Genomic DNA, 14,747 nt, shown 5'->3' on the forward strand with positions numbered 1-14,747 from the left:
ACTCGTCCGGTATGCGGTGGTCCCCCCGATCTGGCTTGAGGGGTCCTGGTGATCCACGGACGTCTCGGCGGGCTCGTTCATCAGAAGCGACATATCAGCCGACGGCTCCTTCCATCTGCAGCTCGATGAGGCGGTTCAGCTCGAGGGCATACTCCATGGGCAGCTCACGGGCGATGGGCTCGACGAACCCGCGCACGATCATCGCCATGGCCTCGGTCTCGGACAGGCCTCGGGACATGAGGTAGAACATCTGGTCCGCGGACACCTTGGAGACGGTGGCCTCGTGACCCATCTGCACGTCGTCCTCGCGGACGTCGACGTAGGGGTAGGTGTCGGACCGGGAGATCTGGTCGACCAACAGTGCGTCGCAGACCACGGAGGACTTGCTGTGGTGGGCACCCTCCAGGATCTGCACCAGTCCGCGGTAGGAGCTGCGCCCACCGCCCCGGGCCACCGACTTGGAGACGATGGTCGAGGACGTGTACGGGGCGGCGTGCACCATCTTGGACCCGGCGTCCTGGTGCTGACCCTCGCCGGAGAAGGCGACCGACAGGGTCTCGCCCTTGGAGTGCGCACCCAGCAGGTAGACGGCCGGGTACTTCATCGTCACCTTGGAACCGATGTTGCCATCGATCCACTCCATGGTGGCGCCCTCCTCGCAGGTGGCGCGCTTGGTGACCAGGTTGTAGACGTTGTTCGACCAGTTCTGGATGGTCGTGTAGCGCACCCGGGCGTTCTTCTTGACAATGATCTCCACCACCGCCGAGTGCAGGCTGTCGGTCTTGTAGATCGGCGCCGTGCAGCCCTCGACGTAATGCACCGAGGAGCCTTCGTCGGCGATGATCAGGGTCCGCTCGAACTGGCCCATGTTCTCGGTGTTGATCCGGAAGTAGGCCTGCAGCGGGATCTCGACCTGGACGCCCTTGGGGACATAGATGAACGAGCCGCCCGACCAGACCGAGGCGTTCAGCGCGGCGAACTTGTTGTCGCCGGTCGGGATGACCGAGCCGAAGTACTCCTTGAACAGGTCCTCGTGCTCGCGCAGCGCGGTGTCGGTGTCCAGGAAGAGGACGCCCTGCTCTTCCAGGTCCTCACGGATCTGGTGGTAGACGACCTCAGACTCGTACTGCGCGGCGACACCGGCGACCAGGCGCTGCTTCTCGGCCTCCGGGATGCCCAGGCGGTCGTAGGTGTTCTTGATGTCCTCGGGCAGGTCCTCCCAGCTGGTGGCCTGCCGCTCCGTGGACCGCACGAAGTACTTGATGTTGTCGAAGTCGATGCCCGACAGGTCCGCGCCCCAGTGCGGCATCGGCTTCTTGCCGAAGAGTCGCAGGCCCTTCAACCGGGCCTGCAGCATCCAGTCAGGCTCGTTCTTCATCCCGGAGATGCCGCGGACGACATCCTCGGACAGACCTCGGCGTGCGGAGGCGCCCGCCTCGTCGCTGTCGGCCCAGCCGTACTCGTACTTGCCCAGGTCCTTCAAACCGGGGTTGAGCTCCTCGATGTTGGTGCTCATCTCACGTCCTCTCGTCGGCGGGGGGTTACGGGGTGTGCTCAGTGGTGCGCTCGGTGGTGTGCTGAGTGGTGCGCTCGGGTATGGCGTAGGGCCGGGGCGGCGCGTTGGCCGCCTGCTCCGGGGTGGGGGGCCCGGTGCCGAAGGCGCCGGTGGGCACGTAGGTGGTGCAGACGTGCTCGCCGCCGGCCAGCGTAGCCAACCGCTGGACGTGGACTCCCAGCACCCTGGAGATGACCTCGGTCTCGGCGTCGCAGAACTGGCGGAACTCGCTGGCGATGGAGCGCACCGGGCAGTGGCCCTGGCACAGCTGGATCCCGGCCAGCCCGGTGCCGACGCCCACGGGGCGGGTGGAGGCGGCGAAACCTTCTTCGGACATGGCCCGGGCCAGCGCGCCGGCGCGGGTGTCCAGGTCGTCGCGGCCCCCTTCCTCGACCGCGCGCTCCACGGCGGCGCTCAGCTTGACCTCCAGCTCGGCCATCCGCTCCTCGGCGAAGGCATCGACGGCCTCAGGGCCGGCGGTGTCGGCGAGGTAGTGCAACGCGGCGGTCGCGACGCCGCTGTAGTTGGTCCGGGACTGGTCCTGGCCGAGCGGGGTGAGCACGTAGGAGCGGGCGGGGCGACCCCGACCACGCTTGCCCGCGACCGGGCCGTCGTGCTCGGTGATGAGCCCGGCCTCCCGCAGAGCGTCGAGGTGGCGGCGCACGGCGGCCGGCGTCAGGCCCAACTCTCCGGCAAGAGCAGAGGCGCTGACCGGCCCCCGCTCACCCACGGCACGGCGCACCCGGTCGCGGGTCCGCGACTCGTCATGCACCTCGGCCAAATTCACTATGCCATTGTGACCTATTTCGCGCACGGACTCCAATCCGAGCTAGTCCGACCAGCGCAGGAGGCGACGGGCCAACAGCCCCGCGACCACGGCCCAGACCAGCAAGGTCAGCAGCGGGGCCCAGGCGAGGGCCCCGTGAACTAGCGCGGAGCGCAGCATGTCGCCCAGGGCGGCCGAGGGGAGAAGGGAGACCACGGTGGTTAGGGCGCCGGGCAGCGCCCCCGCGGGGACGAGAACCCCACCGCCGGCGGCCAGCAGGACCCAGACCAGGTTGGCCAGACCGAGCACGGCCTCGGCGCGCAGCGACCCGCCCAGGCAGGCGGCGAGAGCCGCGAACGCCGCGGTGCCCAGCAGCACGGCGAGCAGGGCGGGCAGCAGACCGACCAGCGACGGGCGCCAGCCCAGGGCCAAGGCCGTGCCGCCGAGCACGACCAGTTGGATCGCCAGCACCACCAGCACCGACAGCGCCTTGGCCATGAGCAGGCCGCCGCGACCCAGCGGGGTGGTGCCCAGCAGCCGCAGCACCCCCCACCGACGCTCGAAGCCCATGAGGATGGCCTGGCCGGTGAAGGCGGTGGACATCACGGCCAGCGCGATCACCCCGGGGGCGACCACGTCGATGCGGTCCACCCCCTCGAACGCGCCGACCGACAGGTCGGGGTAGGGCACGAAGGTGAGCCCGACCAAGGCCATCAGCGGCAGGACGACGGAGATGAGCAACTGCTCCCCGTGTCGCAGGAGGCCGGCGGCCTCGAACCGGGCCTGGGCCAGGACACGGGTGGGGGTGGGGGCGGGGGCAGGGGCGCTCACCGGTCGGACTCCTGCGGGCTGGTGTGAATGGTCGAGCGGGCGGCGTCGGTGAGCGCGAAGTAGGTCTCCTCCAGGCCCCGCTCGCCGGCCACCTCGGCCACCGTGCCGCGGGCCACGGCCCGGCCGCCGACGATGACCACGATCCGGTCGGCCAGCCGCTCGGCCTCGTCGAAGGAGTGAGTGGTGACCACCATGGCCGTCCCCGCGTCGGCCTGCTCGCGGATCAGGGCGTGGACCTCGCGCCGCGCGTGCGGGTCCAGGCCGGCGGCAGGCTCGTCCAGGAAGGCCACCTCGGGGCGCCCGACCAGTGCCGCCGCCAGCGCGACCCGCTGGCGCTGCCCGCCGGAGAGCCGGCGGACGGTGGTCTGCCGGAAGTCGTGGATGCCCAGGCGCGCGGCGAGGGCGTCGACGTCGGCCGGCTCGGTCCAGAAGCGGGCCAGGTGCGCCAGCAGGGCCAGCGGCCGCACCGACTGGGGCAGGCCACCGTCCTGCAGCATGACCCCCACCCGGGCCCGGTGCTCGGCGCTGGCCCCCCACGGGTCGGTCCCCAGCACACGCACGGTCCCGCCGTCGGGACGCTGCAGCCCGGTCGCGATCTCTACGGCCGTCGTCTTGCCGGCCCCGTTGGGGCCCAGCACGCAGGTGACCTCCCCGGCGGCCGCCTCCCAGGTCAGCCCGCGCAGCGCCTCGACCCTGCCGAACCGACGCTGCACGGAGTCCATGAGCAGGGCGGCGGTCGGGGCGGGGGTCACGATGTGACAGTCTAGATCGGCGGGCTGGGTGGGCCGTGTGCAGGATGGGGTATGGAGCAGCGTCAGCGCAGGGGCCTACAGCCCTGGAGGTGGGTTGTCGCTGCCGCCATCATGCTGACCCTGCTGGGAGGAGTGGTGTCCGTGGGACAACGAGGCCTGATCTACTTCCCCGACCGGTCCGCGCCCCCACCCGCGACCGAGGTGGTTCCCGGCGCCCGGGACGTCACCTTGTCCACGCACGACGGGCTGGAGCTGACCGCCTGGCTGGTCCCGGCCCGGCCTGACCTAGATGACGGCGTCGCCGTGCTCTTCCTGCCCGGGAACGGCGGCAACCGGGCCGGTCGGGTCCAGATCGCCGAGCACCTCTCCGAGCGGGGCCTGACGGTGCTGCTGGTGGACTACCGCGGTTACGGCGGCAACCCGGGCCGACCCTCCGAGAGCGGGCTGGCCGCGGACGCCCTGGCCGCGCAGGAGCGGCTGGTGGCCGAGGGCTTCGACCAGGACCGGCAGGTGTATGTCGGTGAGTCGCTCGGCACCGGCGTGGCGGCGGCTCTGGCAGCAGCCCGCCCGCCCGCCGGAATGCTGCTGCGTTCCCCCTTCACCGAGCTGGCCGACGTCGGTCGCACCCACTACCCGTGGCTGCCGGTCGGCCTGCTGCTGCGGGACCGTTACCCGGTCCTCGCCCACATCCGCGAGCTGGAGGTGCCGGTGACCGTCGTCCGGGGCACGGCCGACCAGGTGGTGCCCACCTCGCTCAGCGAGCAGGTGGCCCGGGCCACCCCACACCTGGTGGAAGAGCTGGTGCTGGACGGGGCCGGGCACAACGACGCGGTGATGGTCGGGGCCGAACTGGCCGACGCCGTGGTCCGTCTGGTCGACGCGGCGGTCGGGCGCTGAGGAGCCTCAGGCGCTCGCCGAGGCCCGGTCCGTCGGGGTGGCCGGCGCGACGGGCGTCTCCTGCGCACTGGCGGAGACGGCATACAACTTCTCGGTAGTCATGGTGATGACTGCGGCGAGCGCCGCGGCCCCCGCCATGTGCATCCCGACCGCCAGCTCAGGGACACCGTTGAAGAACTGGTAGTAGCCGATTGCGGCCTGGGCGAGGACGAGCAGGGTCAGCGCGAGGAGGATCCGACGGACCGGCGCCGGCCAGCGCAGCCAGAAGGCGACCCCCAGGCAGATGGCCGTGGTGGCGGTGAGAACGTAGACGGGGACCACGTGCACGCGGGTGATGACATAGGGGTCGAACAGCAGCCGCGACACCTCCCCGGCGTCGCCGGAGTGCGGGCCGGTGCCGGTGACGAGAGTGCCGAGGTAGACGGCCAGGAAGCCGCTGGCCGCCAGGACCGCGCCCAGGACCCGGGCCGCTCCCCGGTCCCGGCCGGCGAGCTGCCCCTTGCGCTCGGCGACGGCCACGTGCTCCAGCGAGGCCCGTCGGGTCCGGTTGACCAGGACGCTGGCGACCGCGACCAGGACCGCGGAGACCACGAAGTGGATCCCGACCACCCAGGGGTTGAGCCCGGTCCGCACGGTGATGCCGCCGATGACGGCCTGCAGGATGATGCCCAGCCCGATGGCCAGCGCCAGTTTCCAGAACAGCGGGTGCCGCACCCGCAGTCGCCAGACGGACGCGAAGGTGAGCAGCGCGACGACGACCAGCACGAAGGTCAGCATGCGGTTGCCGAACTCGATCACGCCGTGCAGGCCCATCTCGGGGGTGTTCGTCCACGACTCGTCGGTGCACCGGGGCCAGGTCGGGCAGCCCAGCCCGCTGCCGGTGAGCCGGACCGCTCCCCCGGTGACGATGAGGAGTGCGTTGGCCACCAATGAGGCCCAGGCCAGCACGCGCACCCACCGGGTCACGTGCGTGGGGATGAGGAAGGACGCGAGCGCAGATCGGGCGGGCGAGGGGGCTGGGGAGGTGCTAGAGGTGCTCATGGCCTTCGGTCTCGCAGACTGCGGTGGAGCGGGGGTCACAGCGGCAGCGGGTAGTGCAGCAGCGGGTCGACCGCGACCCCCAGGAAGAGCAGGGTCAGGTAGCTGATCGAGTAGTGGAACAAGCGCATCGCGCCCAGCGACTTGCCGGTCACGCCGGCCCTGGCCCGGATGTGCAGGCGGTGGGACTCCACGACGAAGAGCGCCCCGGAGACCACCGCGACCACGGCATATACCCACCCCATCGGCGCCACCGGGACGAGCACGAGCGAGGCCAGGACGGTCGCCCACGCATAGATGACGACCTGCCGGCCGACCGCGGTGTCCTCGGCGACGACCGGCAGCATCGGCACGCCGGCGTTGGCGTAGTCCTCGCGGAAGCGCATCGACAGCGGCCAGTAGTGCGGCGGTGTCCAGAAGAAGACGACCAGGAAGAGGATGACCGCCGACCACGACAGCGAGTTGGAGACCGCCGACCAGCCGATCAGCACGGGCATGCACCCGGCGACCCCGCCCCACACGATGTTCTGGCTGGTCCGGCGCTTGAGCACCATGGTGTAGAAGACGACGTAGAGGAGGATTGCGCCCAGCGCTAGCCAGGCCGAGAACCAGTTGACCACGAGCCCGAGCCAGAGGACCGAGGCCACGCCCAGGACCCCGCCGAAGACGACCGCGTTGCGCACCGGGATAGTGCCGGTGACCAGCGGCCGGTTGGCGGTGCGATGCATCTGGGCGTCGATGTCGCGGTCCAGGACGCAGTTGAGGGTGTTGGCCGAGGCGGCCGCCAGGGTGCCGCCGACCAGGGTGGCGACGATGAGCCAGACCGGGGGCACCCCGCGCTGGGCGAGGAACATCACCGGGAAGGTGGTGACCAGCAACAGCTCGATGATCCGCGGCTTGGTCAGTGACACGTAGTCGCGGACGACCGCGCCGGCCCCTCGGCGGCCCGGCTGACCCTCGTGTCCCTGGACCGGGGGCGCAGATCGTGGGTCGAGCGAGGTCACGGTGTCCTTCAGGGTCGGCGGCCAAGGGGGCCGCGCCCTGGGCACGACCTTCGTCGATGGTACTCGCTGAGGACGCCCGAACTCTCTTCAGCCCCGGCGTCAGCCGCCCGCCGACCCCGCCCTCGACCAGCGTGCCGGTGCCGGGGACCGTTAAGGTCAGGAGTGTGGCGTGCCCGCCCGGCGGACAGGCCACACGTCCGGCCCCACATGTCAGGAGATCTTCGTGAGTGCACCCGAACAGACCTTCACCGCCGACCGGGACCAGGGCCTGTCCCGACCGGTCGCCGAGCAGGTGGGGTGGACCGACGCAGATGTCCGCGCGGTGGACACGGCCCGGATGCTGGCGGCCGACGCGGTGGAGAACGTCGGCAACGGACATCCCGGCACGGCAATGAGCCTGGCACCCCTGGCCTACCTGCTCTACCAGAACGTCATGGTCCACGACCCGTCCGAACCCCACTGGCTGGGCCGGGACCGGTTCGTGCTGTCCGCCGGCCACTCCAGCCTGACGCAGTACGTCCAGCTCTACCTCAACGGCTACGGCTTGGAGCTGTCGGACCTCAAGGCGCTGCGGACCTGGGGCAGCGCCACCCCTGGCCACCCCGAGGTGCACCACACCACCGGCGTGGAGATCACGACCGGGCCGCTGGGCTCGGGCCTGGCCTCCGCCGTCGGCATGGCGATGGCCCAGCGCCGGCAGCGTGGGCTACTCGACCCGGACGCCTCCGCCGGCGAGTCCCCCTTCGACCACCACGTGTGGGTCATCGCCTCCGACGGGGACATCATGGAAGGCGTCAGTTCCGAGGCGTGCTCCCTGGCGGGACACCAGGAGCTGTCGAACATCACCGTGATCTATGACCAGAACTTCATCTCGATCGAGGACGACACCGACATCTCCTTCAGCGAGGACGTGGCCAAGCGCTACGAGGCCTACGGCTGGCACGTGGAGACCGTGGACTGGCGCGGCAGCACCGGGTCCACCGGTGAGGCCACCGAGGACGTCGAGGGGGTCGAGCAGCGCGCCGGCGCCTACGTCGAGGACGTCGACGCCCTGTACGCCGCGCTGCAGGCCTCCCGCGAGCGCACCGACAAGCCGACCCTGGTCCTGCTGCGCACGATCATCGCCTGGCCGGCGCCGCAGGCCCAGGACACCGGTGCCTCGCACGGGTCGGCCCTGGGCGCGGACGAGGTCGCGGCCACCAAGAAGCTGCTCGGCTTCGACCCGGAGCAGACCTTCCCCGTGGAGCCGGAGGTGCTCGCCCACGCCCGCAAGGTCATCGACCGTGGCCAGCAGGCCCGGGCCGCCTGGCAGGAGCGCTACGACGCGTGGCGCGGGGCGAACCCCGAGCGGGCGGCCCTCCTCGACCGGCTGCAGGACAAGACCCTGCCCGAGGGCCTGGCGGAGGCGATCCCCACCTTCGAGGCCGACGAGAAGGGCGTGGCCACGCGCAAGGCTTCCGGCGAGGTGCTCAGCGCCCTTGCGCCGGTCATGCCCGAGCTGTGGGGCGGCTCGGCCGACCTCGCCGGCTCCAACAACACCACGATGAAGGGTGAGCCCAGCTTCGTCCCGTCCAGCAAGGCGACGGAGATGTTCCCCGGCCACGAGTACGGCCGCACCCTGCACTTCGGCATCCGCGAGCACGCGATGGGGATGATCCTCAACGGGATCGCGCTGGAGGGACTGACCCGCCCCTATGGCGGCACCTTCTTGGTCTTCTCCGACTACATGCGCCCGGCGGTCCGGCTGGCCTCCATCCAGCAGGCCCCGGTCATCTACGTCTGGACCCACGACAGCATCGGCCTGGGCGAGGACGGCCCGACGCACCAGCCGATCGAGCACCTGGCCGCGCTGCGCGCCATCCCGGGCCTGGACGTCGTCCGTCCCGCGGACGCCAACGAGACGGCGGTCGCCTGGCGCACCATCCTGCAGACCGTGGACCACCCTTCAGCCTTGGCGCTGACCCGCCAGAACGTCCCGACCTTTGACCGGGGGAAGGGCGGTATGGCGTCCGCCGAGGGCGTCGCCCGGGGAGCCTACGTCCTGGCCGAGGCCGAGGGCGGTGAGCCAGAGGTGATCCTCATCGGCACCGGGTCCGAGGTCCAGCTGGCCGTCGCGGCCCGCGACACCCTGCAGGCGGAGGGCGTCCCGACCCGGGTCGTGTCGATGCCGTGCCGCGAGTGGTTCGACGAGCAGGACGCCACATACCGCGAGGAGGTCCTGCCGGCGGCGGTGCGGGCCCGGGTCTCCGTCGAGGCGGGCATCGCGATGGGCTGGCGGGAGCTGGTCGGCGACGCCGGCCGGAGCGTGAGCATCGAGCACTTCGGCGCTTCGGCCGACTACGAACGGCTCTATCAGGAGTTCGGCGTCACCGCAGAGGCCGTGGTGGAGGCGGCGCAGGAGTCGTTGCAGGCGGCGCAGGGTGACCCCGCCCCCGGGCAGGGCGTCCCGCAGGAGCCCGAGGGCGACGACAGCACCCTGGGCGACGCCGGCGAGGGCGGCACCCGGTCCACGGACGAGTCGCAGCACTGAGCCCAGCAGCAGGCGCACCCACAGCGAGTTTCCAGCAGCGAGTCCAAGGAGAGACAAGATGAGCGACCACAAGCCGACCGCCGAGCCCACCGAGGGCGCCACCGGTGACCGCGAGGCCACCCGTACCATCTTGCACGAGCTGGCCGAGGCTGGTGTCTCGGTGTGGCTGGACGACCTCAACCGCCCGATGATCACCGACGGCGACCTGCAGGCCTACATCGACCGCGGGGTCCTGGGTGTCACCACCAACCCGACAATCTTTGCCACCGCGCTGTCCGAGGGCGAGGCCTACAGCGACCAGGTGCGGCAGCTGGCCGGGTCGGGTGCCGACGTGGACGCGGCGGTGCACGCACTGACCACCGAGGACGTGCGCAACGCCTGCAACATCTTCCTGTCGACCTTTGAGGCCACCGGCGGGCAGGACGGCCGGGTCTCGATCGAGGTCGACCCCCGGCTGGCCAAGGACACCACCGGCACCGTGGAGATGGCCCAGCAGCTGTGGAACGAGATCGACCGGCCCAACCTGCTGGTGAAGATCCCGGCCACCGTGGAAGGGCTACCGGCCATCAGCCAGGCCCTGGCTGCGGGCATCAGCGTCAACGTCACTCTGATCTTCAGCCTGGACCGCTACCGCGGCGTGATGAACGCCTACCTGACCGGGCTGGAGCAGGCCCTGGAGCAGGGCCGGGACCTGTCCACGATCCGCTCGGTCGCCAGCTTCTTCGTCTCCCGGGTCGACGCCGAGATCGACAAGCGGCTGGAGGACATCGGCACCGACGAGGCCTTGGCGCTGCGAGGCAAGGCCGGCCTGGCCAACGCACGCCTGGCCTACCAGGCCTTCGAGGAGGTCTTCTCCACCCCCCGCTGGGCCAACCTGCGCGACCACGGCGCCAACCTGCAGCGGCCGCTGTGGGCCTCGACCGGGGTCAAGAACCCCGACTACCCGGACACCATGTACGTCACCGAGCTCGTCGCCGCCCACACCGTCAACACCATGCCCAGCAAGACGCTGGAGGCCACGGTCGACCATGGTGAGCTGCGCGGGGACACCGTCACCGGCGGCTACGCCGAGGCCCAGCAGATGCTTGACGACCTGGAGCGGATGGGTGTGTCCTACCCCGAGGTGGTCGACCTGCTCGAGGTCGAGGGCGTGGACAAGTTCGAGCAGTCCTGGGCCGAGCTGCTGGAGTCGGTGCAAGGCGAGCTCGACAAGGCCGCGTCCGCCGGGTCGGGGTCATGACCGCTCTCACCGTGGAGGCCCTGGGCGCCGCCGCCGACGCCGTCGAGCGTCATCTGCCGGACCTGGTCGAGGAGCGCTTCGCCTCCCGACTGTTCGCGCAGGACGGGCAGCTGTGGGGGCCGGACGCGCAGGACGAGGCCGCCAAGCGTCTCGCGTGGGTTGACCTGCCCCGCACCTCCCGGCCCCTGGTCGGGGAGATCGCCGCGCTCCGGGAGGAGCTGCGCGAGCGCGGCGTCGACCGGGTGGTGCTGTGCGGCATGGGCGGGTCCTCCCTCGCCCCTGAGGTCATCTGCGCCACCGCGGGGCGGCCGCTCGTGGTGCTGGACAGCTCCGACCCGGACATGGTGCGGGCCGCGGTGCAGGAGGATCTGGAGCGAACCGTCGTGGTGGTGTCCTCCAAGTCGGGCTCCACGCTGGAGACCGACAGCCAACGGCGCGCCTTCGTCCAGGCCTTCACCGACGCAGGCATTGACCCCACCGAACGCGTGGTCATCGTCACCGACCCTGGCAGCCCGCTGGACACACGGTCCCGGGAGGGCGGCTACCGGGTCGTCAACGCCGACCCTGACGTCGGGGGTCGCTACTCGGCGCTGACCGCCTTCGGGCTGGTCCCCTCCGGCCTGGCCGGGGTGGACGTGGGCGCCCTGCTGAACGAGGCCGAAGAGGTCGCCGATCTTCTCGCCGAGGACGACTTGGGCAACCCGGGGCTGCGGCTCGCCGCCGCCCTGGCCGGCACCGAGCCGCTTCGCGACAAGTTGCTCTTCACCGACGCCGGCTCCGGCATCGTCGGTCTGGCCGACTGGGTTGAGCAGCTCATCGCCGAGTCGACGGGCAAATCCGGCACCGGCGTGCTGCCGGTGGTGACCCCAGCGGGCGCGGCACCGACCCAGGGGCTGTCTGACACGAGCGACTGCACAGTCGTCGTCCTGGCCCCTGACGTCGATGAGACCAACGATGACAAGGGCCTGCCGAACGGCGGGGCGGAGTCGCAGGTCAACGTCACCGGCTCCCTGGGCGCACAGCTCCTGCTCTGGGAGGTGGCCACGGCGGCCGCCGGCCGGCTGCTGGGGATCAACCCCTTCGACCAGCCCGACGTGGAGAGCGCCAAAGAGGCCGCCCGCCGGATCATGGCCCAAGGCGTCGGCTCCGGCGCGGCCCCGGCCATGGTCGACGGCGCCGTCGAGGTGCGGGCCCCGGGAGGGTGGCTGCCCGAGGACGCCGACGACCTCACCGGGGCGGTCCGGGCTCTGCTGGACCGCCTCGACCCGCAGCGTGGCTACCTGGCGGTCATGGTGTACCTCGACCGGCTCGAGCTGGCCGACCTGGCCCGGATGCAACCGGGCTTGGTGGAGCGGACCGGCCGGCCAGTGACTTTCGGCTGGGGCCCCCGCTTCCTCCACTCCACCGGGCAGTACCACAAGGGCGGCCCCGCCCAGGGTGTCTACCTGCAGGTGACCGCGGCCCCGGCGCAGGATGTGCCGGTGCCCGGCCAGGACTACACCTTTGGCGAGTTCATCGCGGCCCAGGCGACCGGCGATGCCCAGGTGCTGGCTGAGCACGGGCGCCCGGTGCTGCGCCTGCACCTGACCGACCGGGACACCGGGCTCGAGCAGCTGCGCAGGGTGCTGCCCTGGTGAACCGCGACGACGGCCCACCCGCACCGGTCCCCGCGCACAACACCATGCTGCACAACCCGCTGCGCGACCCGGACGACAAGCGCCTGCCCCGCATCGCGGGGCCGTGCAGCATGGTGATGTTCGGGGTGACCGGCGACCTGGCCCGCAAGAAGCTCATGCCGGCCATCTACGACCTGGCCAACCGGGGGCTGCTGCCCCCGGGCTTCTCCCTCGTCGGCTTCGCCCGTCGCGACTGGGAAGACCAGGACTTCGCGGAGGTGGTGCGGGAGGCCGTGCGCGAGAACGCCCGGACCGAGTTCCGCGACGAGGTCTGGCGCTCGCTCGCCGAGGGCTTCCGGTTCGTCTCCGGTGCCTTCGACGACGACGCGGCCTTTGCTCAGCTGGCGCGCACCGTCGCCGAGCTGGACGAGGATCGGGGCACGGGCGGCAACCATGCCTTCTACCTCTCCATCCCGCCCTCCTGGTTCGCGACCGTCTGCGAGCAGCTGCAGCGCAGCGGACTGTCGGACCCGAGCGAGGGGACCTGGCGCCGGGTAGTGATTGAGAAGCCGTTCGGTCACGACCTGCCCAGCGCCCAGGAGCTCAACCGGATCGTGGAGGCGGTCTTCCCGCCGGACTCGGTCTTCCGGATCGACCACTATCTGGGCAAGGAGACGGTGCAGAACATCCTGGCCTTCCGGTTTGCCAACCAGATCTTCGAGCCGGTCTGGAACGGGCGCTACGTCGACCACGTGCAGATCACCATGGCCGAGGACATCGGCATCGGCGGCCGGGCCGGCTACTACGACACCGTCGGTGCGGCCCGCGACGTCATCCAGAACCACCTGCTCCAGCTGCTCGCCCTCACCGCGATGGAAGAGCCGTTGTCGTTCACCGCAGACGCGGTGCGCTCGGAGAAGGAGAAGGTGCTGGCGGCGGTGAGCCTGGGTGAGGACCTGGACACCACGACCGCCCGTGGCCGCTACTCCCCCGGCTGGCAGGGCTCGCAGAAGGTCGCCGGCTACGTCGAGGAGGAGGGCGTGGAGGCCGATCGGGGCACCGAGACCTACGCGGCGCTCCGCCTGGACGTGCGGTCCCGCCGATGGGCCGGGGTGCCCTTCTACCTGCGCACCGGCAAGCGCCTGGGCAAGCGCGTCACCGAGATCGCGGTCGTCTTCCGCCGCGCGCCGCACCAGCCGTTCAGCAGCACCGCGACCGAGGAGCTGGGCGCCAACGCGGTCGTCATCCGCGTCCAGCCGGACGAGGGGGTCACGGTCCGTTTCGGCTCCAAGGTGCCCGGCAGCCAGATGGAGGTGCGGGACGTGTCGATGGACTTCGGCTACGGCGCCTCGTTCACCGAGTCCAGCCCCGAGGCCTACGAACGGCTCATCCTCGACGTGCTGCTCGGCGAGCCGCCGCTGTTCCCCCGCCACGAGGAGGTCGAGCAGTCCTGGCGCATCCTGGACCCGGTGATCGAGCACTGGGCCGCCCGGGACCAGCCCCCGCAGGACTACCCGGCCGGTTCCTGGGGTCCGCCCGCCGCCGACGACCTGGTCCGGCGGGACGGCCGGGAGTGGAGGTTGCCGTGATCGTCGACCTGCCCAACGCTTCCACCAGGGACGTCGCCAAGCGCCTTGTCCAGCTCCGCCAGGAGGTGGGTGCGATGGCGACGGGCCGAGTGCTTACCCTGCTCGTCTCGGTCACCGAGGACGGCCTGGATCACGCCATCACCGCCGCGAACGACGCCACCCGCCAGCACCCCGCCCGCATCCTGGTCGTGGTCCCGGTCGATGAGGGCGCCGGGGACCGGCTGGACGCCGAGATCCGGGTGGGTGGTGACGCCGGCGCCTCCGAGGTGGTCGTGCTCCGGCTGCACGGGGAGCTGACCCGCCACGGAAGCGCGGTCGTCATCCCGCTCCAGCTGCCCGACTCCCCCGTTGTCGCCTGGTGGCCAGGCGATAGCGAGGAGGACGTGGCCGCCACCCCGCTGGGCGCGATGGCGATCCGCCGGGTCACCGACGCCGACCGGTGCACCGACCCGGCGGCTCAGCTGCGGCACCGCGCGCAGCACTACCGGCCCGGTGACACCGACCTGGCGTGGACCCGCCTGACCCGGTGGCGGGCGTTGTTGGCGACCTCGCTGGAGGGCTCACCCTACGAGCCGGTCACCGGCGTCGAGGTGCGCGGCGAGCCGGGCCACCCCAGTGGTGACCTCCTCGCCGGGTGGCTGGCGCAGGCGCTGCGCTGCCCGGTCACGAGGGTCGGCACGCCGGAGGGCAGCGGCCTGGTGGGTGTGCGCCTGGAGCGCGCCTCCGGACCGATCGAGCTGACCCGCAGCGAGGACGGCTCCGACACCGCCACCCTCACCCGCTTGGGCACCCCACCCCGCCTGGTCGCGCTGCATACCCCCTCCCTGTCCGAGGCGTTGGCAGAGGAGCTGCGCCGCCTGGACCCCGACGAGATCTACGCCCGCGCCCTGTGCGACGGGCTGCCACTCGTCACCTGACCGGGCAGACCA

12 protein-coding genes are annotated in these 14,747 nt (G+C 71.4%); 6 read left to right on the forward strand and 6 right to left on the reverse strand.

Going from position 1 to position 14,747, the window contains the following annotated elements:
* Positions 1-94 precede the first annotated feature (94 nt).
* The 4 genes from sufB to FY030_RS08420 are packed head-to-tail and all read right to left on the reverse strand — an operon-like array spanning position 95 to position 3,874.
* Positions 95-1,516 carry a Fe-S cluster assembly protein SufB gene (gene sufB / locus FY030_RS08405; RefSeq protein ID WP_158061121.1) on the reverse strand — a complete coding sequence of 474 codons (1,422 nt, stop codon included), beginning with the start codon at positions 1,514-1,516 and terminating at the stop codon, positions 95-97.
* A gap of 25 nt (positions 1,517-1,541) precedes the next feature.
* Positions 1,542-2,342 (reverse strand): helix-turn-helix transcriptional regulator, encoded by an 801-nt coding sequence (locus tag FY030_RS08410; RefSeq protein WP_238348191.1) that lies wholly within the window; start codon positions 2,340-2,342, stop codon positions 1,542-1,544.
* Positions 2,343-2,384: 42 nt separating this feature from the next.
* On the reverse strand, positions 2,385-3,152 hold the full coding sequence (locus FY030_RS08415; protein ID WP_158061122.1) for an ABC transporter permease: 768 nt from the start codon (positions 3,150-3,152) through the stop codon (positions 2,385-2,387).
* Positions 3,149-3,874: an ABC transporter ATP-binding protein gene (locus tag FY030_RS08420; protein WP_158062723.1), complete on the reverse strand. Its 726-nt coding sequence runs from the start codon at positions 3,872-3,874 to the stop codon at positions 3,149-3,151. The genes FY030_RS08415 and FY030_RS08420 overlap by 4 nt, the downstream gene beginning before the upstream one ends.
* An 81-nt stretch (positions 3,875-3,955) precedes the next feature.
* On the opposite strand from FY030_RS08420, the gene FY030_RS08425 reads away from it, so the two are divergent.
* Positions 3,956-4,801, forward strand: coding sequence for an alpha/beta hydrolase (locus FY030_RS08425; RefSeq protein WP_192498538.1), 846 nt, complete (start codon positions 3,956-3,958; stop codon positions 4,799-4,801).
* A gap of 6 nt (positions 4,802-4,807) precedes the next feature.
* Here the strand turns inward: FY030_RS08425 and FY030_RS08430 are convergent, their stop codons facing one another.
* Positions 4,808-5,842, reverse strand: a complete 1,035-nt coding sequence (locus tag FY030_RS08430) for a COX15/CtaA family protein (protein ID WP_158061123.1) — start codon at positions 5,840-5,842, stop codon at positions 4,808-4,810.
* Positions 5,843-5,877: 35 nt separating this feature from the next.
* A complete protein-coding gene (locus tag FY030_RS08435; RefSeq protein WP_158061124.1) occupies positions 5,878-6,843 on the reverse strand; it encodes a heme o synthase in 966 nt (321 codons plus the stop codon).
* Between the two features lie 223 nt (positions 6,844-7,066).
* Here FY030_RS08435 and FY030_RS08440 point away from each other — a divergent pair, with 223 nt between their 5' ends.
* From FY030_RS08440 to FY030_RS08460, 5 genes are read left to right on the forward strand one after another with little or no spacing between them, the layout of a single operon-like run.
* Positions 7,067-9,373, forward strand: coding sequence for a transketolase family protein (locus tag FY030_RS08440; protein WP_158061125.1), 2,307 nt, complete (start codon positions 7,067-7,069; stop codon positions 9,371-9,373).
* Positions 9,374-9,431: 58 nt separating this feature from the next.
* Positions 9,432-10,613 (forward strand): transaldolase, encoded by a 1,182-nt coding sequence (gene tal, locus FY030_RS08445; protein WP_158061126.1) that lies wholly within the window; start codon positions 9,432-9,434, stop codon positions 10,611-10,613.
* Positions 10,610-12,250: a glucose-6-phosphate isomerase gene (locus FY030_RS08450; protein WP_158061127.1), complete on the forward strand. Its 1,641-nt coding sequence runs from the start codon at positions 10,610-10,612 to the stop codon at positions 12,248-12,250. The genes tal and FY030_RS08450 overlap by 4 nt, the downstream gene beginning before the upstream one ends.
* Before the next feature lie 44 nt (positions 12,251-12,294).
* Positions 12,295-13,818 (forward strand): glucose-6-phosphate dehydrogenase, encoded by a 1,524-nt coding sequence (zwf, locus tag FY030_RS08455; RefSeq protein WP_158062725.1) that lies wholly within the window; start codon positions 12,295-12,297, stop codon positions 13,816-13,818.
* Positions 13,815-14,735, forward strand: coding sequence for a glucose-6-phosphate dehydrogenase assembly protein OpcA (locus FY030_RS08460; protein WP_158061128.1), 921 nt, complete (start codon positions 13,815-13,817; stop codon positions 14,733-14,735). Before zwf ends, FY030_RS08460 begins: the two co-directional genes overlap by 4 nt.
* The last annotated feature ends 12 nt before the right edge of the window (positions 14,736-14,747 follow it).

The sequence above is a fragment of the Ornithinimicrobium pratense genome (assembly GCF_008843165.1).
Classification (GTDB): domain Bacteria; phylum Actinomycetota; class Actinomycetes; order Actinomycetales; family Dermatophilaceae; genus Ornithinicoccus; species Ornithinicoccus pratensis.